Source organism: Rhizobium sp. YAF28 (assembly GCF_052113285.1).
Lineage (GTDB): Bacteria > Pseudomonadota > Alphaproteobacteria > Rhizobiales > Rhizobiaceae > Rhizobium.
In genome coordinates this window covers 37,931-62,223 of the sequence record NZ_JBFRCX010000023.1, presented here as the reverse complement: position 1 = coordinate 62,223, position 24,293 = coordinate 37,931, and the positions used below count along the sequence as shown (strand labels likewise).

The following is a 24,293-nucleotide window of genomic DNA, read 5'->3' as shown; positions in this document are numbered from 1 at the left end:
TCGCGTGACGTTCCCTGATCTTTTCCTGCAGCGACTGCGTCGCCTTCGCCATCATGCCGACTTCGTTGTTCATGCCGGTATGCGGGATCTTCAGGGAAACATCTTCCTCGGCAACCGCCTGCAGAGCGTTGTGCACGTCCTTCAGAGGGCTGGAGATGCCACGGATGAAATAGGCCGCAACGGCGATGCCGCCGACAAAGACGATCAGCGAGGCGGTTAGCGCCTTCCAGATCGTCGCATTGACCTTCTGCTGGAGGTCATCGAGATAGACGCCGGTACCGACGACGATCTTCCAGGGTTCGAAGGCCTTGGAATAGGCGCCCTTGAGGAAGACCTGGTCTTCCGGCTGGCCGGGCTTGCCCCAGTAGTAGAAGGTGCGGCCGCCGCCGGCCTTGCCGTGGTCGACCAGCGCCTGGCTGAATTTCGTGCCCGCCTTGTCGACCTGACCGCTCATGTCCTTACCGATATTGGTCGGATTCGGATGGAAGAGCTGGACGACGTTGTAGTCCATGCCGAAGAGATATCCTGATGGCTGGAAGGTCACGCGCTTCAGGATGTCGAAGGCTTCGGCCTGGGCAGCCTCATGCGTCATCTGGCCGGCCTTCTCGCGTTCGTAGAAGGTGTTGAGGACGGAGATGCCTGATTCGACCTGCGTGCGCAGCATGTCGAAACGCTCATCATAGATCGCCTGCTCGGATGTACGGATTTCAAAATAGGTTGCGACTGCAAATGCAGCCATCAAAACACCGACCAGCGCAAAAAGCTGATGAGCAATCTTGAGTTTCTTCATGATTGGCCTCACAGAAAAGGTGAAATGCAGTATCCCGGATCGGTCAACTCCCGACCTGCGCGCGAGAAATCGCGCGCTCAGCTAGCGCAATCATGCGTCCTCCGGCCCTCGTAAGTAAAATTAATGTGAATGATTAAATTATCTTTTAACAAAGGCAGGACTTCTACTCGGGCGGACTAGTAAAATTGATGGGTGTCTTCTTGCAGACTTGTATAGGTTGCGGCCCACTCATGAATACAATCAGGTAAATTAGAATATACTTATCTTGAATAGACAAAACGCACCCTGCTTCTCTTCAGAGTGCGTTCGCGACGATCGAAACTTTGATCCGAGTGGCAAAGAGATCCGATTAGAAACGGAGCTCAAACGCGGCCACGTCGAGAGATGTGGTTCCACCCATGCCAGCCGCTACCGGCTTCGCCTCACCGCCGACCACGGCTGCCGTCGCCTCATTGTCGATACCCTCGCTGGGCACCGGTGGAGCCAGCGCAAGCATCTGCTCGGGTGTTGCCTTGCTCACGAAGAGGACGGGGGAACCACCCATCCAGTTTTCGGTGCGATAGATCTTTTTTTCTCCATCGACATCACGGACCTCGGCATGCTGGAAAGCGCCGGGACGCAGTTCCGGCACCAAATAATCCTTTTTGGAAGCTTCCGTCTGCAGCGGCGGGCAATGGTCGCAGGTCTCGGTGATGATGCTGCCGGTTTCCCTCGGCTTGCTCGGCCCGACCACTTCGATCGAGGCGGCCATGGCGGAACCAGCCGCCAGCAGAAATACTGCACTGAGGAAAATCTGACGCATCAACACCACTCCGTCTCACATTAGGAGCCAGATTAGCGCAGCTTTGTTTCCATCCCGTCAGAAGAAAGGGTAAAAATTTAGCGAAACGGGCCGTTGTCTGCCCGGTACTTATGCTTTCTCGCGTTCCACCGCACGCCAGCCGATATCGCGGCGGCAGAAGCCGTTTTCCCATTTCACGCCGTCGAGCAGGGCATAGGCGCGGTCCTTTGCCTCACCGACCGTGCGGCCCGTCGCCGTCACGTTCAGGACGCGGCCGCCGGTTGCCACCAGAGCACCATCCTTCAGCGATGTGCCGGCATGAAACACCTTCTCACCCTCGCCGGCCGCCGGCAGCGCAAGGATCGGGGTATTCTTCTCATAGGAGCCGGGATAGCCTTTCGAGGCCATGACGACGGTCAGCGCAGGGTCGTCGGTCCATTCAGCCTCGACCTGGTCCAGCGTGCCATGGGCACAGGCAAGCAGCAGCGGCAGGAGATCGCTCTTAAGCCGCATCATCAGCACCTGGCATTCCGGATCACCGAAGCGGACATTGTATTCGATGAGTTCCGGCCCCTTGGCGGTCATCATCAGGCCTGCGAAGAAGACACCGCTGAAGGGATGACCACTTTCGGCCATGCCGTGAATGGTCGGCTCGATGATCTCCTTCATCGTACGCTCGATCATCTCGGCCGTCATGACGGGTGCGGGCGAATAGGCACCCATGCCGCCGGTATTGGGACCGATATCGCCCTCGCCGACACGCTTGTGGTCCTGCGCGGTTGCGAGAGGAAGGGCGGTCTTTCCATCGCAGAGGCAGAAGAAGCTTGCTTCCTCGCCATCGAGATAGGCTTCGACGACGACTTCGGCTCCGGCCTCGCCGAACGCGCCTTCGAAACAATCGTCCACCGCGGCCAGTGCCTCGTCCAGTGTCATGGCAACCGTGACACCCTTGCCGGCAGCAAGACCATCGGCCTTCACGACGATCGGCGCGCCCTGCTCACGGATATAGGCTTTGGCCTTCGGAGCGTTGTTGAAACGCTGATAGGCGCCGGTCGGGATGTTGTAGCGTGCGCAGATATCCTTGGTGAAACCCTTGGAACCCTCGAGTTGGGCCGCCGCCGCAGACGGGCCGAAGACCGCATAGCCTGCGGCACGCAGCGCATCGGCGATGCCGGCAACCAACGGGGCTTCCGGTCCGACGACGATGAAATCGATCGCCTTTTGCCGGCAGAAGGCGACGACCGCATCGTGGTCGTCGACATCAAGCGCGGCCAGTGTCGCATGTTCTGCGATGCCGGGATTGCCAGGCGCGGCATAGAATTCCGTCATCAGCGGCGATTGCGCCAGTTTCCAGGCGAGTGCGTGTTCGCGTCCGCCCGATCCGATCAACAGAACCTTCATGCCTGATCCCTTTCCTGCTGGTCTGGCCTGTGGGCCTGGCCTTTTGTGTCTGGCGGTTAAGCGGGAAGGCCCGAAAGGTCAAGCGCGAAAGCTCACCAGCCCCCGCCTCCGCCGCCTCCGCCACCTCCGCCGGACGAGCCGCCGCCGGAGAAACCCGAGGACGAACTGGAGGGCGGCGGTGAAGGAATAGTGGACGCGAGGGTCGAGGCCATCGACGACGAGAAGCCGCCGATACGATCGGAAAAGCTGCCGCTGTTGAAATTGCCGGAATACCAAGCGGGGCTATAGGCAGCCGCGGCGGCTCCGGCTGCAGCAGCCGCCAGCCAAGTTTCGAACGTGCGCGACCATGGCTTTTCGACACCGAGCGCCACGGCATAGGGCAACAGGGTCTCGAAATGTTGCGGCGACATTTGCGGCGCGCCGGCCATGTTCATCCGGTCCTTTTCGGCGAGCGTCAGATATTGCCGCAGGCCATCAACGCCGGCGGTCATCTTGGCACCGAGCGGCGTCGGTGCCCCCATGATGAAGAAATAGAGGATGTTGAAGAGCACGATGCCGCCAACCGCAAAGAGCATGGGCGTTTCGTGGAATTCCATCAGCGAAGAGCCGAGCGCCAGCACGACGGCAGAGAGAATGCTCAAGCCCACAAAAACGGCGATGGCGATGGCGATGACTGCGAAAATCTTGCCGACGAGCGAACGGCCACGATGCAGCGCCTTCGCAAAACCTGCCACAAAGACAGACAGGAAGACGGAAATGCCGATGGGGATGATCATCAGCGCGATCGTATCCGGCTCCAGCGAGCCGAAGACGAAGAGCGCCACCAGCGCCGCAGCGCTTAAAATCACGCCGCCGGTGATATAACCGGCATTGGAATTGTAATATTTGCCGCGGTGTTCCCGTTCGATCGACGAGCGGAAGCTCTGGCCGACCGATTTGACCTTTTCGCCGTTGGCCTTGTCGATGGTGAGCGTATCACCGGCTCTGCCGACCGCCTTCAGGAGCTCGGCCTCGCCGGCCTGGAGCTTCTCCTTGCCGAGCGGCTTGTCGGCGCGACGGATGACGATCGAGTCCTTGAGATCTTCCAGCGTAACATAGCCGCGCACGGCAAGATCGAGCGCGGTTGCCGAAAGCGCCGTCCAGCCCTGGCCGGAAAAGCCTCTATTGTCGATGTAATTGACAAGCGCAGGCGAAATGCCAGCAGGCGGATCCCAGCGCGGCACAACGATCTCTTGCGCCGGATCACGGCCAACCTTCAGCCAGGAGCGCGTGTAATAGAGGAAGACGAGGATGAGGCCGCCGAAGCCGATGAAATAGTCACGGTTATCGCTGAACCACCAACTGCTCTCCTGATCGGCGCTCGGCGGATCGATCGCACCCTTCGGCAGTTTCGCGGCAAAGGTCAGCCCCTCCTCCGCGCCGAGCGGCGCGGTGGTCGCGACGATCAGTCGGCCGTCGTCTACGTTCGCTCGAGCATCCTTGCCGGTGGCACCGACGGGGCCAGTGAAGACGGCGAGATCTTCGGGCACAACGCCCCGCGGAAAGGTGACCGTCGCTACCGCCGAGCGGATCGGAAATATCCAGCCGTTGCCGGTAACGTTCCAATAGAGCTCGTCATGATCGTCGAAGTAACGGATCTGACGGTTCGTTTTGTAGGTGAAGACATATTGATGACGGCCGGGAGAGATCGTCACGTCTTCGGAGCCCGCATAGATGCGGATGCCGCCAGTGACGGATTCCGTATGCCAGGGCTCGTCCCTGCCGTCGCGCTTGACCGAGACGACGCTGAAATCGACGCTGCGGCGTCGGCCGCCCGCATCCCTGAAGGTCAGCGGAAAATCGCGGAAGATGCCCCGCCGGATGCGGTCGCCTTCGGCATTGACAGTGATCGTTTCCGCCACTGTCATCGCCCCGCTCTTTTCCAGCTGGATGGCGGAATCGAAGGAAGCGATGAATTCCTCAGCCGTTGCTGCTCGTGCCGATAGCACCAGCAGCAACGCGAAACAAATGCCGAAAAACCGCCGGATCATGTCCCCTCCCCGATTGCGGTTCAGCCTGAAGCGTGTCGCGATGTTTCGAGTCGCCGCGCTTTAGGTGTTTGTTTTATGCGTGTCGTGATCGCAAAACCGCTGCACAATTCTGTGCAACAGTTCCAGGCCCGACTCAGGCTTGGTCCTTGTAGGCAACCCCCAGCTCTGCAAGCGTGCGCCAGTAAGCCGGGAAGGTCTTGCCGACGCAGTCAGGGTCGAGAATGGTGATGCCGTTGATCTTCAGGCCGGCAAGCGCAAAGCTCATGGCGATGCGGTGATCGGCAAAGGTATCGATATCGGCCGGCAGCGTCTGGCCGGCGAGATCAGGATCGGAATGGACGATCAGATCGTCGCCTTCCTCGACCGCCAGGCCTTCGCGAATGTTGTTGAGCCCCGTGGACAGAGCGCGGATGCGATCGCATTCCTTCACCCGCAGGTTGGCGATGCCGACGAAGCGGACCGGCGTCTCGTTGAAAGCGGCGAGAACGGCGATCGTCGGGATGGCATCCTGCATCTGCGAGCCGTCGATTTCAGCCGGCAGGTGCGGGAACTTGGCGATCGTTTCATAGGCCTTGGCGTCCGGCTGGGTGAAGGCATCGTTCGCCACGCCAAGATCGATCTTACCGCCGCTCAGCACTTCAGCGGCCCAGAGGTATGTCGCCGCCGACGCATCCGGCTCGATGACGAAATCGGCTGCGGTATAACCGGTCGGCTCGACGCGCCAGGTCGCGGCGTCGAGCTGCTCCACCTTGGCGCCGAAGGCCTCCATGGCGGCGAGTGTGAGATCGACATAACCGCGGGCACCGATATCGGTACCGGCAAGCGCAATCGTCACAGGCGCGTTGGCGCCCTGCTTGGCGAGCGGTGCTGCCATCAGAAGGGCCGACACATATTGGCTGGACAGACCGGCATCGATTTCGACACGGCCGGACGCGAAATGTCCGTTGCCGCGCACCGTCACCGGCGGGCAGCCGGTTGGCGCCTCGGCGTTCAGTCCCAGCGACTTCAGGGCTGCAACGAGCGGGCCGATCGGCCGCTTGCGCATATGCTCATCGCCGTCCACCACGACCGTGCCCTCGACGGAAGCAACCACAGCCGTCAGGAAGCGCGTCGCCGTGCCGGCATTGCCGAGGAAGAGCGGAGCTTTCGGCTGATGAAGCTTGCCGCTGCCGGTCACCACAAAGGTCGTCTCGTCGGGCTCGTCGATCTGTACGCCCATGGCCCGCAGCGCCTCGGCCATATATTTCGTGTCGTCGCTCTTCAGCGCGCCGGTCAGCCGGCTCGTGCCCTTGGCAAGACCGGCCAGCAGCAAGGCACGGTTGGTGATCGACTTGGAGCCCGGCGGCACGGCACGACCGGCCAGCGGCTTGCCCGGCGGGATGATGGTGAGCTTGGCTTTACTCATTGCGCTTGTCTCTTCTGTCCATTGCAGCGGCCGCGAGCGGCCTTGTCGGACTGCTCATAGCAGTTTTTGTGCAAAGACAAAGGTCAGAACTTGACGGTCGGCACAGTGCGATCGGCCTCGTTGGCAATTTCGAAATATTCGCGTTTGGAGAATCCGAACTGGCCGGCAACGAGGTTCGAGGGGAAGCTCTCGACCTTGACGTTCAGATCGCGGGCAGCGCCATTGTAATAGCGCCGCGCCATCTGGATTTCGCTTTCCATCGTTTCCAGCGAGGCCTGAAGCTCGGAGAAATTCTGGTTGGCCTTGAGATCGGGATAGGCTTCGGCGAGCGCCATCACCCGGCCGAGCGCCTGCCCGAGCAGACCTTCCGCCTGCGCCCTGCCGGCTACATCGCCAGCGGGAACGGCCTGCGCCTTGTTGCGAAGCTCGACGACCTCTTCGAGCGTGGTCTTTTCATGGGCGGCATAGCCCTTGACGGTCTCGATCAGGTTCGGGATCAGATCGGCGCGCCGCTTCAGCTGCACATCGATGCCAGACCAGGCCTCCTCGGCCATCTGCCGGGAACGGACGAGGCCGTTGTAGATGAAGACGACGTAGAGTGCGATTAGAACGATGACGCCAAGAGCGATATACATCGCGAATCCCCCCGAAAAGCCAATGTGGCGGGAGACTACGCGGGTTTCGTAGAGATCGTCAAACGGGGAAGGCGGCGCAAGTGCTCCTCGCGCCGCAGCAGGATCAGGCGGCTGCGTTTACGAGGTCAAAACCGCCCGCATCCGTCAGCAAAAACGCTTCGCCGCAGGCTTTGGCGAGCGTGCGCACGCGCAGGATGTAGCTCTGGCGTTCGGTGACGGAGATCACGCCGCGGGCGTCGAGCAGGTTGAAGACGTGGCTAGCCTTGATGCACTGATCGTAGGCGGGGAAGACGCATTTGTGCAGGCGCTGGTTGGCGTTATTACCAGGTGCGCCGGCGGCGAGCAGCGCCTGGCATTCCTTCTCGGCATCGATGAAGTGGCGATGCAGCATTTCGGTATTGGCGAATTCGAAGTTGTGGCGGGAATACTCCTGCTCGGCCTGCAGGAAGACATCGCCGTAGCTGATCTTCTCGTCGCCTTCGCGGCCGTTGAAGTTCAGGTCGTAGACGTTATCGACGCCCTGCACATACATGGCGAGGCGCTCCAGGCCATAGGTCAGCTCGCCGGCAACCGGCGAGCATTCAATGCCGCAGATCTGCTGGAAATAGGTGAATTGCGAGACTTCCATGCCGTCGCACCAGCATTCCCAGCCGAGGCCCCAGGCGCCGAGCGTCGGGCTTTCCCAGTCATCCTCGACGAAGCGGATATCGTGCAGCAAAGGATCGAGGCCGATGGCAGCGAGCGAGCCGAGGTAAAGTTCCTGCAGGTTCGGCGGGTTGGGCTTCAGGATGACCTGATACTGGTAATAATGCTGCAGGCGGTTCGGGTTTTCGCCGTAACGGCCGTCGGAGGGGCGGCGGGACGGTTGCACATAGGCGGCCTTCCACGGCTTGGGCCCAAGCGCGCGCAGCGTGGTGGCCGGATGGAAGGTACCCGCACCCACTTCCATGTCATAGGGCTGCAGAACCGCACAACCCTTGTCCGCCCAGTAGTTATGCAGGGTCAGGATCAGCGCCTGGAAAGAGCGCTTCGGGTTCATATGGTCAGGAATGGCAGCAGACATGGAAGGGCACCGATTGCTTGGAATATGAGCGCGACAGGTGCCACGCAGCGCCGCAGGGGTCAAGACTTTTGCACCGCGTCCCGACAAACCTCACAAACGGCCAGCCGGTCAGCGATCTCGATCGCCGATCGGCAACGCTCAACACACACGCTTCGGCCTATTCGTCTTCCCGTTTCAGGCGATATTCACCCGTCGCCGGATCCTTCACCAGTGTACCGATGGCCCCCGTCTGGCGCTCCTTCTCGGCGCGGCGGGATTTTTCAGCAAGCCTCTGCGCATCGGAAACAAAGCGACGGTAGAGCCACCAGCCCGCGCAGACGAGGATCAATAACGTGATAAGCTGTGCCATGTCCCCTCCTACCTCCCATCAAAGCCCGTAGCGGCTCCACAATGCCCTCTCCTCTGCCGCTTCGACAAGCCCCGACGCAAGACCGGACGCCGCACCATCAAGCGAGACCGGTGAGACACCGGGAATGCGGCGGCCGAGCAGCCCGCGGGTGGCCGTGACGAGCTGCAGCTTCGTTTTCTGGCCGTAGCGTTTCTTCAGTTCCTGGCGCATGTCGCCGAGCCCGTCAATCAGGCCGAGCTCCAGGCCGCGCGTGCCGCTCCAGAAGAGACCGGAGAAAACAGCCGCATCGTCCGTCAGCTTGCCGGCACGGCGCTCGCGCACCATCGAGATGAAGACCTGATGGATCTCCAACTGCAGGCTCTTCAGATATTCGATGTCCTTTTCCTTCTCGGGCTGGAAGGGATCGAGGATCACCTTGTTTTCGCCTGCCGTATAGACGCGACGCTCGACACCGATCTTCTTCAGGAGTTCCGGAAAACCGAAACCACCCGAGACGACGCCGATCGAACCGACGATGGATGTCGGGTCGGCGATGATTTCATCGCCCGCCAGCGCGATCATGTAGCCGCCGGAGGCTGCCACATCCTCCACGAAGATCAGCACCTTCTTCTGCTTTTCACGCGCAAGCTCGCGGATACGCGTGAAGATAAGGCGGGACTGGACGGGCGAGCCGCCCGGCGAATTGATAGAGATGGCAACAGCCGGTGTATCCTTCATGGAGAAGGCCTTTTCCAGCACCGGCGCAACATTGGCGAGATTGAGGGTCGGGCGGAACTGACCGCCGCCGCTGATGATCGCGCCCTGCAGCCTGACGACGGGGATGACGAGCCCATCCTTACGAAACCGCTTCGGCATCAGCTTTCTCAAAAATCCAGCCATTTCTCTTCCTCAACATGATCGGCGGCGCCAGCATGCATGTGCACATTACAAGGGCATTGCATGTATGCGCTGCAACGACAAACGCAATGGCTACGTTCCCAAAACATAGCCCTCCATTTTCTTGTTGCGAATGACTTGCATTATCATTCTAATCAGGCATAGTGCCGGCATGGGTAATCAGGTGAAAGTGGCATGGACATCATAAATCCGAATGCAAAGGGCGGCTGGCGGACCGAGCGCGGCGAAGCTTCGCTCTCCGACGTCTACCGTACAGTTGGTACGGGGCGGCACAGCTCCACGTGGCGGCGGGCGGCAGCCTTCCTCGGCCCCGGCTACATGGTGGCGGTCGGCTACATGGACCCTGGCAACTGGGCGACCTCGCTCGCCGGCGGATCGAAGTTCGGCTATGCGCTGCTGACCGTCGCACTGCTTTCGAACATCATGGCAATCGTGCTGCAATCGCTTTGCGCGCGTCTTGCGATCGGCTCCGGCCGCGACCTGGCGCAGGCCTGTCGCGATGCCTATCCGAGCTATGTCGCAGTGCCGCTCTGGGCCTTTGCGGAAATCGCCATCATCGCCACCGATATTGCCGAGGTGATCGGCACGGCGATTGGCCTCAATCTGCTTTTCGGAATTCCTCTCGAAATCGGCGTGCTGATCACCGCGCTCGACGTCTTCGTCATCCTTCTGCTGCAGAGGCTCGGCTTCCGCTGGATGGAGGCTTTCATCATCACGCTGCTCGGCGTCATTGCGATCTGCTTTTCGATCCAGATCTTCCTTGCCGACCCGCAATGGGGCGCCGTCATCAGGGGCTTCCTGCCTACGCCTGAGGTCGTCACCAACCCCGAAATGCTCTACCTGGCGCTCGGTATTCTCGGCGCGACCGTGATGCCGCACAATCTCTACCTTCATTCCGGCATCGTGCAGACGCGCTCCTACGGCCATACCGTGCCGGAGAAAAAGGAGGCGCTGACCTTTGCGACCCTCGACTCCACCGTGGCGCTCTGCTTCGCGCTCCTGATCAACGCCTCGATCCTGATCCTTGCCGCGGCTGCCTTCAATGCCAACGGCAAGACCGATGTGGTGGAACTTGGTGAGGCGCATTCGCTGCTGTCGCCGCTGCTCGGCCTTGCCATTGCGCCTACGCTCTTCGGCATTGCGCTGCTCTGCTGCGGCCTGAATTCGACGGTCACCGCCACGCTTGCCGGGCAGATCGTCATGGAAGGCTTCCTGAAAATCAAGCTGAAGCCCTGGGTACGCCGCCTGATCACCCGCGCCATCGCCATCGTTCCCGCGGCTTTCGTGACGATCTGGTACGGCGATCAGGGCACGGCGGAGCTGCTGATCTTGACCCAGGTGGTGCTCAGCCTGCAGCTTTCCTTTGCCGTCTTCCCGCTCGTGATGTTCACGGCCAGCAAGGCGAAGATGGGCGAGCTGGTGGCACCGAAGTGGCTGAGCGCCATCGCCTATGTGGTCGCTATCGTGATCGCCGGCCTGAACGTCAAGCTGCTCTTCGACTTCATGACCGGAGGCTAGAATTTGTTCTCAGGCAATTCCGGAATTGATTTTTCTCGCAATTCCAATCGGAAAACCGCTGCAAGCTTTCCTGGAATTGCTTCAGAGCCTGCCATAAGCCGCACGGCCATTGTTGAAATCATCGACGAGAGGGGAGAACTTATGGCTCCCCTCTTCGTGCATGATGAGGGGCGCACGCAGCGATAGCCGCGCGCGCGAACCCTTGATCGCCGTCACGAGGATGCGGACGGCGTTTTCCCCCTCACGCGGATGAATGGGGGTGATCTCGATGCCGCCGAAGCGCCTGCTGCAACCATCAATGATCTCGGCGATCGATTGCGGCCTCGCGATCAGCGACAACTGTCCGCCCGGTATCATGATGGCGCCGGCCGTACGGATCCAGCTCTCGAAAAGGCCATCGGTCATGGCATGCGCCTCCGCCTTCAGCGCATCCGGCGTCCTGCGGTCGCCGGCGTCATTGAAAGGCGGGTTCATAATAACGTGATCGAAGCTTTCATCAATCAAGCCTGCGTCATTGCGTGCCTTGGCGGTCAGCGTGACATCGGCCTCAACGACCGAGACGCGGCCGGCCATATGGGAATTATCAGGCAGTTCGATGCTGCGGCGGGCGTAGTTGGCCATTTCCGCCGAGCGCTCGAAGAGCACGACCTCGGCCCTCGAAAGACGGGAGGCGACAGCAAGGCCGGCTGCACCCGCTCCGGCCCCGAGATCGGCCACTCTTATGGGGCGATCATCGGCAACAAGGGCCGCCAGCAGCATGGCATCCATGCCGGCACGATGCCCCCTGCCCTTAGGCTGGACGATATGGAAGAGGCCGCGATGAAAGGCGTCTATGGTGTCCGTCACCGCCTGCGTCATCTTTTCACTTCCGCTCGCGCAATTCGCCGCCGAGACCCGCATCGATAAGGATGCGACGGGCTTGAACGGCCATCGCCTCATCGACCAACAGGCGGCGCGGCAGCATGCCGAGCGAGCCCTCCAGCACGCTCATCCCCTGGTCGGCGATGAAGCACGAAATTCCCGCATCCTTCATGAGGCTCTCGGCAAAAGAGAGCAGAACGGGGTCGTTTGCGCGGATAAGCTCATGCATTTGCCGTCATTTTCCCTTCCGAATTTGCTGGCAGCGACAATTCACCCCTTGCCGCCTCCATCGCCCCTTTCTATTGTCAAAGGCAACGAATGAACAGGAGTCCGGGTCGTTGGGCGTGGTAATACCGCTTGAAGAAAACAAAAACAAACTGGCTTCCATCAAGCCGCTGGTGGACCTCACCAAGGCTGACATGGAGCGGGTGAACCAGCTTATCCTTTCCAAGGCCGGCTCCGATGTCCAGATGATCCCGGAGGTGGCGAACCATCTCATCTCCTCCGGCGGCAAGCGCCTGCGGCCGATGCTGACGCTCGCTGCGGCCTCGCTCTTTAACTACAGGGGCGAAAACCACATCAAGCTCGCCACATCAGTCGAGTTCATGCATACGGCAACGCTGTTGCATGACGACGTGGTGGATGAAAGCGACCTGCGCCGCGGCAAGTCGACCGCGCGGACGATCTGGGGCAACCAGGCGAGCGTTCTCGTCGGCGACTTCCTGCTCGGCCAGGCCTTCCGCATGATGGTCGAAGTCGGCTCGCTGGAGGCGCTCGACGTGCTTTCCTCTGCCGCTTGCGTCATCGCCGAGGGCGAGGTGCTGCAGCTTTCCGTCGCCAAGAACATGGAAACGACCGAGGACGATTACCTCTCTGTCATCCGCGCCAAGACGGCCGCTCTCTTTGCCGCTGCTGCAGAAGTCGGACCCATCGTTGCCGAGACCAGCAAATCCAACCGCAACGCGCTGAAATCCTACGGCATGAATCTCGGCCTCGCTTTCCAGCTCGTCGACGACGCGCTCGATTACGGCGGCAAGGCTGCCGATCTCGGCAAGAATGTCGGCGACGACTTCCGCGAAGGCAAGATCACCCTTCCGGTCATCCTGGCCTATCGCCGTGGTACGCAGGACGAGCGCGCTTTCTGGCGCGATGCGATCGAAGGCGGTAACAGCAGCGATGCCAATCTGGAAAAGGCGCTCGGCCTGATCACCAAATACGGCACGCTGAACGACACGATCCAGCGGGCCGTCCACTACGGCACGATCGCCCGGGATGCGCTGGCGCCTCTGCCGGACAGCCCCTGGAAATCGGCCCTGATAGAAGTCATCGATTTCTGCATCGAGCGCGTGAACTGAAGCTTGCCTTCGTGTGACGCATGTCGTTGCCGCAAAGCCGCCGCACGCTTTTGCGCGGCGGCGCTTTAATCAAGCGTCCTTGAACGTGGGCTGAATTTCTTGCAGGGCCGCTTCAAAAAAGCCATCCTGTTGTGAATCAGTGTTTGCAACTGATTTTGCGGCCGGCGCATTGAGTCGGCCGTCCCTGAAGAAAGGTTTTCTAATGCGGCAGAGATTTGTCACCCGTCTCCTTTCGAGCGCAGCCCTGGCGGCGGTGCTTTCGCTCGGCGGGATCGGCGGTGTGAACGCCGAAGACGCGGCCAAGGCGGATGATGCCAACAAGACCGTGACTTTCGATCCGGACAGCGTATCCACCTTCTCGGGCGCGTTTCTCGCTGCCCGCACGGCCGATGTGGATCACGATTATCCGACGGCGATCGAGCTCTACAAGAAAGCCTTGCAGATCGAGCCGGGCAATCCGGAAATCCGCCAACGCCTGATGATCTCGCTGCTGCTCAACGGCGACATCAAGGACGGCGTGAAATATGCCAACGACCTCAAGGGCGACCCGACCGTCGAGCGTATCACCACGATCGTGCGCGGCATGGACGCGATGCGCCGCGGCGAGTTCAAGACGGCTGAATCGATCCTGAAATATGACGGGCCGAACGATCTCGACCGCATGATGAACGACCTTCTGCTGGCCTGGGCACGTGTCGGCGCCGGCCGCGGCAAGGAGGGGCTAACCATGGTCGAGAAGATGAAGGGACCGGATTGGGTCCGCATCTTCCAGAACTACAATGCCGGTGCGATCGCGATCGTCAACGGCGACGTCAAATCTGCCCGCCAGCATCTCAACGATGCCGTGCTGGACAAGGAAGGCGGCGCAACTGCACCTGATACCTTCATGCGCGCCATCATGGCGCTCGCCCGCCTCGAAGCCTCGCAGGGCAACAAGCAGAAGGCGCTCGACGCCGTTTCCGTCGGCGACAATCTGCTGCCGAACTACACGCCGCTGAACGCGCTGCGCGACAGCATCGAAAAGGGCGAGAAGCAGGAACAGCAGGTCAAGAGCGCCGAAGAGGGTGCGGCTGGCGTGCTCTTCTCGGTCGGCGGCGCGCTGAACCGCGATGGCGCCGAGGACATTGTCTCGCTCTATCTGCAAACGGCCAATGCACTCGATCCGAATAGTGCCGACACGCTGGTGCTGCTTGGCGGCATTGCGGAAAAGCAGAACCAGATGGATCGCGCCATCGCGCTTTACCAGAAGGTGCCGGCGAATTCGCCGATGCGTCGCATCTCCGAACTGCAGTTGGGCCTCGCGCTCGCGCAGGGCGGCAAGGTGGACGAAGCCCGCAAGCACCTGCAGTCGCTGATCGCTTCCGACCCGACCGATATCAGAAGCTACCTCGCCTATGGCAGCGTGCTTTCCGACGCCAAGGATTATCAGGCGATGGCCGATAATTACGACAAGGCTGTCGAAGTGATCGGGCCGCTGCCGGGCCGCTCGGACTGGAGCGTCTTCTTCCAGCGCGGCATCGCCTATGAGCGGCTGAAGAAGTGGGACCAGGCGGAGCCTAACTTCCGCAAGGCGCTCGACCTCAATCCGGACCAGCCGCAGGTTCTGAATTATCTCGGTTATTCCTGGATCGACATGAACCGCAACCTCGACGAAGGCCTTGGGATGATCAAGAAGGCCGTCGAGCTGCGTCCTGACGACGGTTATATCATCGACTCGCTCGGCTGGGCCTATTTCCGCCTCAACCGTTACAACGATGCTGTCGATGAGCTGGAACGCGCGGCGCAGATCAAGGCCGGCGACGCGACGATCAACGACCATCTCGGCGATGCCTACTGGCGGGTCGGCCGCAAGCTGGAAGCCGTCTATCAGTGGAACCGGGCGCTCGCCTCCGAACCCGAGGAAACCCAGATCCCGAAGATAAAGGAAAAAGTCGCCAACGGCCTGCCTGCGCAGGACGACGACTCCAAGACCGTCGACAAGAAGCAGCCGGACCCGCAGCCGGTGACGCCGCCGCCGCCGGTCGACAAGAAATCCTGAGGCCGCATGCCTGACGGGCTCGGCGATTTCGCGGTCACCGAAGATGCGTGCGCAAAAATCAATCTGGCCCTGCATGTGACGGGCCAGAGGCCTGACGGTTACCACCTTCTTGAAATGCTGGTGACATTTGCTCGCCACTGCGACCGGCTGGGCTTTGCGCCTGCCGATGCGGATGATTTCACGCTTTCCGGCCAATTCGCCGATGTGCTTGCCGATGACCCCGGCACCAATCTGGTGCTGAAGGCGCGTGACCTGCTGCGGGAAGCGGCAGGCGGCGCTCCGCCCGTGCGCATCCATCTGGAAAAGAATCTGCCGGTCGCTTCCGGAATCGGCGGCGGCTCTGCCGATGCGGCAGCGACGCTGCGCGGGCTGATGCGTCTATGGGACGTGACGCTTCCCACTGAGACCGTTGCCGCCCTCGCACTGAAGCTTGGGGCCGACGTGCCGATGTGCCTGAAAAGCACGCCGCTGATCGCACGCGGTATCGGCGAAAAGATAGAGACGGCCGATGCCCTGCCCTCCTTCGCCATGGTGCTCGCCAATCCGCTGAAAGGCGTTTCCACGCCCGAGATCTTCCAGCGGCTTGTCACCAAGAATAATCCTTCATTGGTCCTGAAGAAGACTCCGCACTGGATGGAAGCCATACGGGCGACACGCAATGATCTTGAGATGCCGGCGCGGGAACTGGTTCCCGAAATCGCCGAGATTTCAGGCATGCTCGCGGCAGAAGGCGCGCTTTTCACGCGCATGTCCGGCTCTGGCGCGACCTGCTTCGGCATCTTCGAGACACCCGTTGCTGCGCTGCGCGCCGCTGAGCGTCTTCACGCGGCCCGCCCGGACTGGTATTTCCAGTCGACGGAGACTTTCGCAGGAGGTGCATGATGGCAGGCCTGGACGAAAAACGAGCTTTTATCCCCCTCGGCATTGCGGTTCTGACCGTTTCGGATACACGCACGCTGGCGGATGACAAATCCGGCGATACGCTGGTGGCACGGATTGTGGAAGCCGGCCATCATCTGGTCGACCGCGACATCGTGCCTGACGACCGCGAGAGGATCACCGCGCGCGTGCGCGCCTGGACAGAAGCCAAGGAGATCGACGTCGTCATCACCACGGGCGGGACCGGCTTCACCGGCCGCGACGTGACGCCCGACGCACTGGAACCGCTCTTCGAAAAGAGGATGGACGGGTTTTCGGCCGTGTTCCACCGCATTTCCTACGACAAGATCGGCACCTCGACGATCCAGTCGCGCGCTACGGCAGGTGTTGCCAACGCCACCTTCATCTTCGTGCTGCCGGGCTCGCCCGGCGCCTGCAAGGATGCCTGGGACGGCATCTTGAAGGCGCAGCTCGACTATCGCCATATGCCCTGCAATTTCGTGGAGATCATGCCGCGGCTGGACGAACACCTCAAGCGCGGCGCGACGAAATAGACTGGTTACAACAGCAGCATCGCTATGTCGCGAGGCCCGGCAGGGCGGGCATCGTTTCCCAGCTATCACCGGACAGCAGCACGCAGCTTATCCCGTGAACGTCCGTGACGACGAGCGTCCATGTGCCGCTTTCGGCGGCATAGACTTCGAGAATGGCGTTCTGGTTAATCAGTCCGACTGCAGTGAGCTTTTCGCCAAAGTTGCTGTCCAGGAAATTGACGATCTCGGATCGGCCTGCGCAACTGCGCATCATCTGCGATGCTGCCGGATGCGGATGCGCGATCACCAATGTCGTCAATATGACGGCCAGCAGGCCGTGGACCATATTGCGTAGCATGACGCACCTCCTTTCGCCGGAAACCCGGCAGAAGAGGAGATTTTCGCTGACCTGTTCTGCCGTTCACCGGCATTCCATGGCCATCCGTTACGAAGCGAGGCGCTTCGGCGGCGCCATAGCCGAATTATAGCGCGAAATCCTATTGGGCGCCATCTTTTCGCAATGTCGAGGAGTGCAGCTATCGCGCGGCGCGGGCGACCCAGGAGGGAATCAATTCGCTGGAGAGTTGGCGCGGCTTCTGTGCCTTGACGAATTCGGTAAGGCGCATGCCGCTCTTTGCAGCTGAAATGGCGAGTTTCTTCGGCATGAGCAGGCCGAGTTCCAGCGGCGGCCTGGCACGGCCGACGCGCTGGAAAAAGGGGCGCCGATAGCCGCGCGAGGCGGTGAAACGCGCAGGCACCTTATTCAAGGCTACGTATTCCGCGACTTCGTCGATCCAGCCCGCCTGCGGTCTTGCGCCCGGTTCGACGAAAAGCAGCCATTCGCCGCGAGCGGAACGGATGATGTCCTTGATATCCCACTGCGAATGGAAACGGCAGCCGGCGGCATCCGCCACCCGCGAGGTGCCGTCGCGGGAGCCGTGATCGAGCACGACCACGTCGCTGACGAGGCCTTCCACAGCGCCCGCCACCAATACCGATAGAGTCTGGGCCAGCTCAGGTTCCTGATCCTGGCATTCAAGAACGACAGTCAACATTGCCTGTTTATAGAGCGCCGCACAAAATTTTGCCAGCACCACTTTCCCCATTTTGTTCTTGCATTGTTCTCTTTTTGCGGATAGGAATATAATCATCAAAACGAGCGGGATCGAGCGTTTCCGCCGCTGGAGAATCCGATGAGACCACAGTCCCTTGCAGGGCAGGCCGCATTTGCGCCTGCCAATACGGCAGATATTGCCGACGCGATGATCGCGGCCTCGGGGCTGCGCATCGAGGTTGACCGGCGGCGTGGCCGCGGCGCGGGGCTTAATCCCAGCGGCCGCTTCGAGCCAACACAGCGCGAGACCTTCGATGATGGCTGGCAGACGCTCGAGGAACTGCCGCCCTTCAAGACGGATGTGCAGATCGAGAAGCCGCGCACGGCGATCACCCGCAACGAGTCCCCCGACCTTTCCTTCGATCGGTCGATCAATCCCTATCGCGGCTGCGAGCATGGCTGCATCTATTGTTTCGCCCGGCCGACGCATGCCGATATGGGCCTCTCGGCGGGACTGGATTTCGAAAGCAAGCTGTTTGCCAAGCCGGACGCGCCGAAGCTTCTGGAGCGCGAGCTCGCCAAGCCTGGCTACAAGGTCCGCGTCATCGCGATCGGCACCAACACCGATCCCTACCAGCCGATCGAGAAGGAGTGGCGCATCATGCGGCAGATCCTCGAAGTGCTGAACAAGGCGAACCACCCCGTTGCGATCGTCACCAAGTCGGCGATGATCCTGCGCGATCTCGATATCCTCACGGAGATGGCGGCGAAGAACCTCGTCCGCGTCGGCATTTCGGTCACGACGCTTGACCGCAAGCTTGCGCGCCTGATGGAACCACGCGCCTCGACGCCGACGCGCAGGCTGGAGGCGGTCCGCGGGCTTTCCGAGGCCGGTGTGCGCACGTCAGTGATGGCGGCGCCGATCATCCCGGCGCTCAACGATCACGAGCTGGAGCGCATTCTGGATGCCGCAAAGGCGGCAGGCGCAGAAGAGGCAAGTTATGTGCTGCTGCGGCTGCCGCTGGAGGTGAGCCCGCTGTTCCGCGACTGGCTGCTGCAGAACTATCCTGACCGTTATCGCCACGTCATGTCGCTGGTGCGCTCAATGCGCGGCGGTAAGGATTATGATGCCGAGTTCGGCAAGCGCATGAAGGGCGCCGGGCCTTACGCCTGGCAGATCGCCCGCCGCTTCGAGATGGCAGCAAAGCGGTTAGGGCTAACTAGGCGAAGCCTTGCCCTGCGCGACGATCTCTTCGTACCGCCAAATGGCAGCGGCGTGCAGCTTTCGTTGCTCTGACTGGTTGTTTTACGCAATTCCGGACGCAAAGCCGCTGCGCACTTTTGCTGGAATTGCTTTTGTTAACGAGCTTGCGTGAGGCGTGAAGAAGACCTGCCCTGCGTCTTCTGTCTTGCGCAATTCCTGCGGATGGCCCTGACCGCACCATCCGCCGGACCGCCCCCCGGCCGTCGCCGCCCTGATCCGGGGGCTTGCAGGAAATCGGGTTGGCGTGCGAGTTTCAACCGCATGAAACGTCGCACGTCACCCGATTCTCCTCTGCTCTTTGAAGAGGCCCCCCTCATGCCGGATTTCCGGCTGGAGCTGAAAGCCCGCAAGGCTGGCCACTGGCCTGTCGCGGGCGCCGACGAGGCTGGGCGCGGGCCGCTTGCAGGCCCCGTCGTGGCTGCAGCCGTGATCCTCGATCCCAAGCGTATTCCAGAGGGCCTTAACGATTCCAAGCAGCTTTCGGCGCAGAAACGCGAGGAACTGTTCGTCCAAATTCTTGCGACCGCAACAGTCTCCATCGCCTCATCCAGTTCCACACGCATCGATGAAACCGATATCCGCAAAGCAAGCCTTGACGCCATGCGCCGCGCGATCTGCGGCCTTGCCGTACCAGCAAGCTATGTGCTGACGGACGGACTGGACGTGCCTGTTGGCCTCGACTGCCCCGGGCAGGCCGTGGTGAAGGGTGACGCGCGATCCGTTTCTATCGCCGCCGCCTCCATAGTGGCGAAGGTGACGCGCGACCGAATGATGGCGCGCGCGCATCTGGTGTTTCCCGAATATGGTTTTGCCGCTCATGTCGGATATGGTACAGCACAGCATCGCTCCGGCATCGAGAAGCACGGGCCGTGCTCGCTGCACCGGATGAGCTTCCGGCCACTCCGCAAGGACGGCGTCGTGGAAGAGCTGAATGGGGAGATGCTGGAGGAGTAAGCTCCAGCGCGGGATCCGCTCCGTTTCCCTGCAAGCCCTGGGGATGGGGAAGTGTCAGAGACACTCGATTGCTGTACCGGCATCGAGGGTTTCTGCAGGAGCTTCCGAAAAGGGTGATCCGTTGTTTTCGGCGCAGCCCATCACAGTTTCAGACATCACACTAAGCACAACAGCATCCGCCGAAAACGGAAAAGCCCCGCTGAGGCAGGGCTTTTCTAATCCTAAAGAGCAGCAGCTCAGTTCAGGCGGGTCTTCACTTCGCCGACGGCCTGGCCGAAAAGTTCGGACTGGACCTTGGCATCCGCCTGCTTGCCGATGACGGCTTCGGCGGCTGCGATGGCGAGATCGACGGCAGCAGAGCGAACAGCCTTTATCGCGTCGGCTTCGGCCTGCTTAATCTTCTGCTCGGAAAGAGCCGTGCGGTTAGAGACGAATTCTTCCGTCTTCTTCTTCGCCTCGGCGGTCAGCATTTCAGCTTCGCGCTCGGCAGCGGCCACGATGTGCGCTGCTTCAGCTTCAGCTTCCTTGCGCTTGCGCTGATATTCCGCGAGCAGGTGCTGGGCTTCCTCGCGCAGGCGCTTGGCTTCCGCCAGCTCGTTGCGGATCTGGTCGGCGCGGTCGTCAAGCGACTTCGCCATCATGCCCGGAACCTTCAGGTAGACGATCAGCGCCAAGAAGAGAACGAGGCCAACGAAGGCGAAGAAAGTTGCATCAAAAGCAAATTCCATCGATCAAGCCTCCTTTTTGGCGGCTGCAACGGCAGCGGCGACATCAGACTGGGCAGTGGAGCCGCCGATGAGCTGTTCGACAACAGCTGCTGCGGTTTCCTCGGCGATGGCACCCACATCGGCAAAAGCCTTTGCCTTCACATCGGCGATACGGGCCTCGGCAGCCTTCAGCTTTTCGTTGAGGCTAGCCTCGACTGCGCGACGATCACCCTCGGCCTTTACCTTGGCAGCATCGCGAGCGGCAGTGCCGATCGAGTTTGCCTTGGCACGGGCAGCGGCGAGTTCGCCTTCGTAAGTTGTGACGGCGGCATCGGCCTCAGCCTTCAGGCGGCCAGCTTCTTCGACATCCTGCGAGATGCGGTTGTGACGCTGCTCGAGGATCGCGCCGATGCGCGGTGCGATGACCTTTTGCATGAGCAGGTAGAAAATGACGAACGTAATCACCAGCCAGAGAAGCTGGGATGCGTAGGTCGACGAATCGAAAGGCGGGAAAGGCCCACGCGCGTGGCCGCCTTCGGCAACGCCGGTCTCGGTATGGACCTCGCCGGCAGCCGGAGCGGCATGCGCATCCGTCGCGGTTCCCGCCGGTGCCTCTTCAGCGTAGGCCGGGGTCACAAAGTACATGCTCACCTCCAGGTGTACTGCAAATGCAAAGGATCACGGCTCGCTGTTCGCAGGCCGTGATCCATCAATCCACCGATATTAAACGGCGAAGAGGAGGAGAAGAGCGACGAGCAGCGAGAAGATGCCCAGAGCTTCCGTAACGGCGAAGCCGAATACCAGACGGCCGAACTGGCTGTCAGCAGCAGACGGATTGCGCAGAGCGCCGGAGAGGTAGCTGCCGAAGATATTGCCGAGGCCGAGAGCCGTACCGGCCATACCAAAGCAAGCCAGACCTGCACCGATGAACTTTGCTGCTTCCGCTTCCATGTTGAACTCCTTTGAAATGGTTGTTGCGGCGAATGACTGACGCCCTTTGACGTCGATGTCGTTATCCTTAGTGCCCGCCCGGATGGATCGCGTCATTGAGGTACATGCAAGTCAGCACCGCAAAGACGTAAGCCTGGAGGAAGGCAACGAGGAACTCGAGACCGGTCAGGGCGACGGTCATGATGAGAGGAAGAACGGCTCCGCCGACACCGACAGCACCGAGGGCTCCAAGCGAGGCGACGAAGCCTGCGAACACCTTCAGCGTGATGTGACCAGCGAGCATGTTTGCGAAAAGACGAACCGACAATGAAATCGGACGAGACAGGAAGGAAATGATCTCGATCGAGACAACCAGCGGCAACAGAATGCCCGGCACGCCCGAGGGCACGAAGACATTAAAGAAGTGGAAGCCGTGCTTATAGAAGCCGTAGACCAGAACCGTGCCGATGACGAGGATCGCCAGCGCGAAGGTGACGATGATCTGGCTGGTAATCGTGAAGAAATACGGGAACATGCCGAGCAGGTTTGCCGTCAGCACGAACATGAAGAGCGAGAAGACCAGCGGGAAGAACTGCATTCCCTTGGTGCCCGCACCTTCCTTCAGCATGCCGGCAATGAACTCGTAGGACATTTCGGCGAGTGACTGCGAACGGCCCGGAACAATGGCGCGATTCGTGGTCGAGAAATAAAGGAAGCCAGCAGCGACGGCAGCCGAAGCCACCATGAAGAGAGATGCGTTGGTGAACGAGAAATCAATCCCGCCGATCTCGATCGGCACAATCTTGAAGATCTGGAACTGATGGGTCGGATCGTTTGACACCGGTTGCTCTCTCTCTTTGGCCCGCCCAAAAGGCGGAAATTGCACTGGGCCAGACGGCCCTATTTATCAGCGTTTTGGCGATCCAGGGGTTGGGCGACCTTCCCCGCAGCGCGCAAAACATTCAAAACGCCGGCACAGAATCCAAGAAGCAGAAGAACAATCAACCCCCAAGGCGTCGTGCCAACAAAATGGTCGAAGAGCCAGCCGAGTACAGCACCGACGACGATGGCGGAAATGAATTCGCTCGAGAGCTTCATCGCCTGGGCATAACCTTTACGGCTCTGCTCGGCACTGGCCTCTCGCGCCTCTTCCTTCCTGTCATCGACATGTCTGGAGGCTAGTTCCGCTTCCAGCTGCCGACGGCGCTGCTCAAGACTTTCTTCGCGGTCATCCGCCATCGTGCTCTCCTCCGCTCCCGTCGCCCGCAATCCCGCTACCCCGGTTTTCCGAACCACGGACGCAAAGGTTAAAGAACCCTCCGGCCCGTTCTGAAGTCGCGCGCAACATAGTTTTAGGGATTAGCATAGTCAAGGCGTAGAGAGCTTGTGTCCAGCCATAAAATAACCGCAAAAAATCAAAGATTTAAGCGGAATTTAGCCACTCGCACCCGATTTCATCGAAAGAATCCGTCGTCGAACGGCGCCGGGCAGCGAAAAATCGGCAATCGGCCGCCCTTTTGCCTCAGCTCCAGCCACCACCATAAGTGCGGTAGAAGACATGCATGCCGATACGGCCGACCTTTTCCATGGTCCTGGCCCAATTCGGCCGGACGTAGACGGCATGGTAATGCGTGGCCGACCCCACTTGCGGCAGCCAGATCTTGCCGGCGGTCACGGCCATGGCAACATCGCGGGCGACGCGCCAATGATATTGCGAATTCACACGGTCTCTGATGTTGTCGCAGGCGAAGGAAAACTGGCAGCGATTGCGCCAGTCTTCGTTCTGGTAGACGACGCCGCAAATGGTCTTGGGATAGGCTGGATTGCGGACGCGGTTGAGGATGACTTGCGCGACGGCCGCCTGCCCCTTCACGGATTCGCCGCGCGCCTCAAAATAGATACCTGAAGCCAGGCACTGCTGCTCGCCGGCGGAAAAGACACTTGGCGGCAGGATACTGGCCGCCCAAGCATGGTCCTTCGGGCCGATCTGCGGCACGAAACGGCCTTCATCCCTGTCGGTCAGGATCGAATCGAAAGGCGACTGGCGCGAATAATCCGGTGCTGCAGGTGCATAGGCCGTCGCCAGCACATCCGCCTTATTGCTGGTCACGAGGCTTGCCAGCATTGCCGGTACGGCGTTGTTTTGCTGTGGCACCGGCTGCGTCTTGTAGAAGGCCGTGGCGATCTCGATCTCCTTGCCCTTGATCGTCGGCTTCACGAAGGCAGACTTGTCCTTGAGATCGAAGACCGGGCGGAAGAGGAGCCTGGTGCGCTCAAGGATGGAGCCTGCGGAGAAATCCTTCGGCGGCTGCACCCTTTCGACGGCAACGACGCGGCCCTTCTTCGCATTGCGATTGACGCGATCCTCGTCCGGGATGCCGTCATTGCCCTTCTCACCAGAGACGAAAGCAACCTTGCGGCCGTCGGGCAGCACCATGCCCCCACCGGCGGCGATCGAGCCGGTAGCAGCGGGATCGGCAAAGGCGAGTTCTACCTGGTGGATGGAGCCTGCGGGCGAATTGGTCAGAACCATGCGCCAGCTTTCGCGATCATTGTCGAGACCGGCGAGCATGGTGGCAAGATCGGCATGGGAGGCGACGCTCGGGAAGATCAGCCATCCGGCCACGCCGAAGATCGCGGGAGAGACCCAATTCTGGGGCAAGAGACGCAGCTTGCTGCGGAAGCGGCCATTTCGACGCAACGCGGACTCCGGGCATGGGACGCGGGAACAGTCCCAAGAAAATCTCGCATTAACCTTGATAGCTGGTTAACGACCTGTCCCGGAATATGCCCATGAGGATTTCTGCATATTCCAATGCGGCTGACATTTTCGTGAGATGGAGCCTCTC

26 protein-coding genes are annotated in these 24,293 nt (G+C 60.7%); 7 read left to right on the top strand and 19 right to left on the bottom strand.

The window, feature by feature from the left end; genetic code table 11:
- The 9 genes from AB4Z13_RS32380 to AB4Z13_RS32340 form a co-directional block, all read right to left on the bottom strand.
- On the bottom strand, nt 1–790 hold a 790-nt coding region (locus AB4Z13_RS32380; protein ID WP_442207737.1), incomplete at its 3' end, for a cache domain-containing protein.
- Nucleotides 791–1,139: 349 nt separating this feature from the next.
- Nucleotides 1,140–1,592: a plant virulence effector HPE1-like domain-containing protein gene (locus AB4Z13_RS32375; protein ID WP_439014215.1), complete on the bottom strand. Its 453-nt coding sequence runs from the start codon at nt 1,590–1,592 to the stop codon at nt 1,140–1,142.
- Nucleotides 1,593–1,700: 108 nt separating this feature from the next.
- Nucleotides 1,701–2,972: a phosphoribosylamine--glycine ligase gene (gene purD / locus AB4Z13_RS32370; protein ID WP_439014214.1), complete on the bottom strand. Its 1,272-nt coding sequence runs from the start codon at nt 2,970–2,972 to the stop codon at nt 1,701–1,703.
- A gap of 92 nt (nt 2,973–3,064) precedes the next feature.
- A complete protein-coding gene (locus tag AB4Z13_RS32365) occupies nt 3,065–5,002 on the bottom strand; it encodes a DUF2207 domain-containing protein (protein ID WP_439014213.1) in 1,938 nt (645 codons plus the stop codon).
- A 133-nt stretch (nt 5,003–5,135) separates the two neighbouring features.
- Complete coding sequence (aroA, locus tag AB4Z13_RS32360; protein WP_439014211.1) at nt 5,136–6,407, bottom strand: 3-phosphoshikimate 1-carboxyvinyltransferase; 1,272 nt, start codon at nt 6,405–6,407, stop codon at nt 5,136–5,138.
- Nucleotides 6,408–6,490: 83 nt separating this feature from the next.
- Nucleotides 6,491–7,042, bottom strand: a complete 552-nt coding sequence (locus AB4Z13_RS32355; RefSeq protein ID WP_439014210.1) for a LemA family protein — start codon at nt 7,040–7,042, stop codon at nt 6,491–6,493.
- A 103-nt stretch (nt 7,043–7,145) separates the two neighbouring features.
- On the bottom strand, nt 7,146–8,105 hold the full coding sequence (locus AB4Z13_RS32350) for a glycine--tRNA ligase subunit alpha (RefSeq protein WP_439014209.1): 960 nt from the start codon (nt 8,103–8,105) through the stop codon (nt 7,146–7,148).
- 157 nt (nt 8,106–8,262) lie between these two features.
- Nucleotides 8,263–8,454 (bottom strand): hypothetical protein, encoded by a 192-nt coding sequence (locus AB4Z13_RS32345; RefSeq protein WP_113321850.1) that lies wholly within the window; start codon nt 8,452–8,454, stop codon nt 8,263–8,265.
- An 18-nt stretch (nt 8,455–8,472) separates the two neighbouring features.
- Nucleotides 8,473–9,333: a S49 family peptidase gene (locus tag AB4Z13_RS32340; protein ID WP_113321851.1), complete on the bottom strand. Its 861-nt coding sequence runs from the start codon at nt 9,331–9,333 to the stop codon at nt 8,473–8,475.
- A gap of 192 nt (nt 9,334–9,525) precedes the next feature.
- Here AB4Z13_RS32340 and AB4Z13_RS32335 point away from each other — a divergent pair, with 192 nt between their 5' ends.
- Nucleotides 9,526–10,869: an Nramp family divalent metal transporter gene (locus tag AB4Z13_RS32335; protein ID WP_439014208.1), complete on the top strand. Its 1,344-nt coding sequence runs from the start codon at nt 9,526–9,528 to the stop codon at nt 10,867–10,869.
- Between the two features lie 81 nt (nt 10,870–10,950).
- Here the strand turns inward: AB4Z13_RS32335 and AB4Z13_RS32330 are convergent, their stop codons facing one another.
- Together AB4Z13_RS32330 and AB4Z13_RS32325 are read right to left on the bottom strand one after the other, a co-directional pair.
- Nucleotides 10,951–11,727 carry a tRNA1(Val) (adenine(37)-N6)-methyltransferase gene (locus AB4Z13_RS32330; RefSeq protein ID WP_439014207.1) on the bottom strand — a complete coding sequence of 259 codons (777 nt, stop codon included), beginning with the start codon at nt 11,725–11,727 and terminating at the stop codon, nt 10,951–10,953.
- Between the two features lie 4 nt (nt 11,728–11,731).
- Nucleotides 11,732–11,959: a putative signal transducing protein gene (locus AB4Z13_RS32325; protein ID WP_439014206.1), complete on the bottom strand. Its 228-nt coding sequence runs from the start codon at nt 11,957–11,959 to the stop codon at nt 11,732–11,734.
- Between the two features lie 109 nt (nt 11,960–12,068).
- Between AB4Z13_RS32325 and AB4Z13_RS32320 the strand changes: the two genes are divergently transcribed.
- From AB4Z13_RS32320 to moaB, 4 genes are all read left to right on the top strand, one after another.
- A complete protein-coding gene (locus AB4Z13_RS32320; RefSeq protein ID WP_439014205.1) occupies nt 12,069–13,085 on the top strand; it encodes a polyprenyl synthetase family protein in 1,017 nt (338 codons plus the stop codon).
- 202 nt (nt 13,086–13,287) lie between these two features.
- Complete coding sequence (locus tag AB4Z13_RS32315) at nt 13,288–15,123, top strand: tetratricopeptide repeat protein (protein ID WP_439014204.1); 1,836 nt, start codon at nt 13,288–13,290, stop codon at nt 15,121–15,123.
- A gap of 6 nt (nt 15,124–15,129) precedes the next feature.
- Nucleotides 15,130–16,005 carry a 4-(cytidine 5'-diphospho)-2-C-methyl-D-erythritol kinase gene (locus AB4Z13_RS32310; RefSeq protein ID WP_439014203.1) on the top strand — a complete coding sequence of 292 codons (876 nt, stop codon included), beginning with the start codon at nt 15,130–15,132 and terminating at the stop codon, nt 16,003–16,005.
- Nucleotides 16,005–16,556: a molybdenum cofactor biosynthesis protein B gene (gene moaB, locus AB4Z13_RS32305; RefSeq protein ID WP_439014202.1), complete on the top strand. Its 552-nt coding sequence runs from the start codon at nt 16,005–16,007 to the stop codon at nt 16,554–16,556. Before AB4Z13_RS32310 ends, moaB begins: the two co-directional genes overlap by 1 nt.
- A gap of 22 nt (nt 16,557–16,578) precedes the next feature.
- On the opposite strand, the gene AB4Z13_RS32300 is transcribed toward moaB, so the two are convergent.
- Both AB4Z13_RS32300 and AB4Z13_RS32295 read right to left on the bottom strand, forming a co-directional pair.
- The gene (locus AB4Z13_RS32300; protein ID WP_113321858.1) at nt 16,579–16,893 is read right to left on the bottom strand and encodes a hypothetical protein; all 315 of its coding nucleotides are present in this window, start codon (nt 16,891–16,893) and stop codon (nt 16,579–16,581) included.
- A 178-nt stretch (nt 16,894–17,071) separates the two neighbouring features.
- The gene (locus tag AB4Z13_RS32295) at nt 17,072–17,590 is read right to left on the bottom strand and encodes a glycosyltransferase family 2 protein (RefSeq protein WP_113321887.1); all 519 of its coding nucleotides are present in this window, start codon (nt 17,588–17,590) and stop codon (nt 17,072–17,074) included.
- Nucleotides 17,591–17,728: 138 nt separating this feature from the next.
- On the opposite strand from AB4Z13_RS32295, the gene AB4Z13_RS32290 reads away from it, so the two are divergent.
- Together AB4Z13_RS32290 and AB4Z13_RS32285 are read left to right on the top strand one after the other, a co-directional pair.
- The gene (locus tag AB4Z13_RS32290; RefSeq protein WP_442207736.1) at nt 17,729–18,886 is read left to right on the top strand and encodes a PA0069 family radical SAM protein; all 1,158 of its coding nucleotides are present in this window, start codon (nt 17,729–17,731) and stop codon (nt 18,884–18,886) included.
- Between the two features lie 228 nt (nt 18,887–19,114).
- Nucleotides 19,115–19,807 (top strand): ribonuclease HII, encoded by a 693-nt coding sequence (locus AB4Z13_RS32285; protein WP_113321860.1) that lies wholly within the window; start codon nt 19,115–19,117, stop codon nt 19,805–19,807.
- A gap of 236 nt (nt 19,808–20,043) precedes the next feature.
- On the opposite strand, the gene AB4Z13_RS32280 is transcribed toward AB4Z13_RS32285, so the two are convergent.
- The 6 genes from AB4Z13_RS32280 to AB4Z13_RS32255 form a co-directional block, all read right to left on the bottom strand.
- Entirely contained in the window at nt 20,044–20,535 is a 492-nt protein-coding gene (locus AB4Z13_RS32280; RefSeq protein WP_113321861.1) for a F0F1 ATP synthase subunit B, read from the bottom strand.
- Between the two features lie 3 nt (nt 20,536–20,538).
- Nucleotides 20,539–21,159: a F0F1 ATP synthase subunit B gene (locus tag AB4Z13_RS32275; RefSeq protein ID WP_310378538.1), complete on the bottom strand. Its 621-nt coding sequence runs from the start codon at nt 21,157–21,159 to the stop codon at nt 20,539–20,541.
- Between the two features lie 78 nt (nt 21,160–21,237).
- Nucleotides 21,238–21,465: a F0F1 ATP synthase subunit C gene (locus AB4Z13_RS32270; protein ID WP_003588243.1), complete on the bottom strand. Its 228-nt coding sequence runs from the start codon at nt 21,463–21,465 to the stop codon at nt 21,238–21,240.
- A gap of 67 nt (nt 21,466–21,532) precedes the next feature.
- Nucleotides 21,533–22,285, bottom strand: coding sequence for a F0F1 ATP synthase subunit A (locus AB4Z13_RS32265; RefSeq protein ID WP_037105789.1), 753 nt, complete (start codon nt 22,283–22,285; stop codon nt 21,533–21,535).
- A 59-nt stretch (nt 22,286–22,344) separates the two neighbouring features.
- Entirely contained in the window at nt 22,345–22,683 is a 339-nt protein-coding gene (locus AB4Z13_RS32260) for an AtpZ/AtpI family protein (protein WP_113321863.1), read from the bottom strand.
- A gap of 283 nt (nt 22,684–22,966) precedes the next feature.
- A complete protein-coding gene (locus AB4Z13_RS32255) occupies nt 22,967–24,145 on the bottom strand; it encodes a cell wall hydrolase (RefSeq protein WP_439014201.1) in 1,179 nt (392 codons plus the stop codon).
- Between the last annotated feature and the right edge of the window lie 148 nt (nt 24,146–24,293).

Coding starts and splice junctions, on each gene's coding strand:
- AB4Z13_RS32280 (WP_113321861.1), bottom strand. CDS start 20,535: ATGGAATTTGCTTTTGATGCAACTTTCTTCGCCTTCGTTGGCCTCGTT.
- AB4Z13_RS32270 (WP_003588243.1), bottom strand. CDS start 21,465: ATGGAAGCGGAAGCAGCAAAGTTCATCGGTGCAGGTCTGGCTTGCTTT.
- AB4Z13_RS32285 (WP_113321860.1), top strand. CDS start 19,115: ATGAAACGTCGCACGTCACCCGATTCTCCTCTGCTCTTTGAAGAGGCC.
- AB4Z13_RS32260 (WP_113321863.1), bottom strand. CDS start 22,683: ATGGCGGATGACCGCGAAGAAAGTCTTGAGCAGCGCCGTCGGCAGCTG.
- AB4Z13_RS32375 (WP_439014215.1), bottom strand. CDS start 1,592: ATGCGTCAGATTTTCCTCAGTGCAGTATTTCTGCTGGCGGCTGGTTCC.
- AB4Z13_RS32295 (WP_113321887.1), bottom strand. CDS start 17,590: ATGTTGACTGTCGTTCTTGAATGCCAGGATCAGGAACCTGAGCTGGCC.
- AB4Z13_RS32300 (WP_113321858.1), bottom strand. CDS start 16,893: ATGCTACGCAATATGGTCCACGGCCTGCTGGCCGTCATATTGACGACA.
- AB4Z13_RS32325 (WP_439014206.1), bottom strand. CDS start 11,959: ATGCATGAGCTTATCCGCGCAAACGACCCCGTTCTGCTCTCTTTTGCC.
- AB4Z13_RS32365 (WP_439014213.1), bottom strand. CDS start 5,002: ATGATCCGGCGGTTTTTCGGCATTTGTTTCGCGTTGCTGCTGGTGCTA.
- AB4Z13_RS32330 (WP_439014207.1), bottom strand. CDS start 11,727: ATGACGCAGGCGGTGACGGACACCATAGACGCCTTTCATCGCGGCCTC.
- AB4Z13_RS32335 (WP_439014208.1), top strand. CDS start 9,526: ATGGACATCATAAATCCGAATGCAAAGGGCGGCTGGCGGACCGAGCGC.
- AB4Z13_RS32340 (WP_113321851.1), bottom strand. CDS start 9,333: ATGGCTGGATTTTTGAGAAAGCTGATGCCGAAGCGGTTTCGTAAGGAT.
- AB4Z13_RS32315 (WP_439014204.1), top strand. CDS start 13,288: ATGCGGCAGAGATTTGTCACCCGTCTCCTTTCGAGCGCAGCCCTGGCG.
- moaB (WP_439014202.1), top strand. CDS start 16,005: ATGGCAGGCCTGGACGAAAAACGAGCTTTTATCCCCCTCGGCATTGCG.
- purD (WP_439014214.1), bottom strand. CDS start 2,972: ATGAAGGTTCTGTTGATCGGATCGGGCGGACGCGAACACGCACTCGCC.
- AB4Z13_RS32350 (WP_439014209.1), bottom strand. CDS start 8,105: ATGTCTGCTGCCATTCCTGACCATATGAACCCGAAGCGCTCTTTCCAG.
- aroA (WP_439014211.1), bottom strand. CDS start 6,407: ATGAGTAAAGCCAAGCTCACCATCATCCCGCCGGGCAAGCCGCTGGCC.
- AB4Z13_RS32355 (WP_439014210.1), bottom strand. CDS start 7,042: ATGTATATCGCTCTTGGCGTCATCGTTCTAATCGCACTCTACGTCGTC.
- AB4Z13_RS32310 (WP_439014203.1), top strand. CDS start 15,130: ATGCCTGACGGGCTCGGCGATTTCGCGGTCACCGAAGATGCGTGCGCA.
- AB4Z13_RS32290 (WP_442207736.1), top strand. CDS start 17,729: ATGAGACCACAGTCCCTTGCAGGGCAGGCCGCATTTGCGCCTGCCAAT.
- AB4Z13_RS32345 (WP_113321850.1), bottom strand. CDS start 8,454: ATGGCACAGCTTATCACGTTATTGATCCTCGTCTGCGCGGGCTGGTGG.
- AB4Z13_RS32275 (WP_310378538.1), bottom strand. CDS start 21,159: ATGTACTTTGTGACCCCGGCCTACGCTGAAGAGGCACCGGCGGGAACC.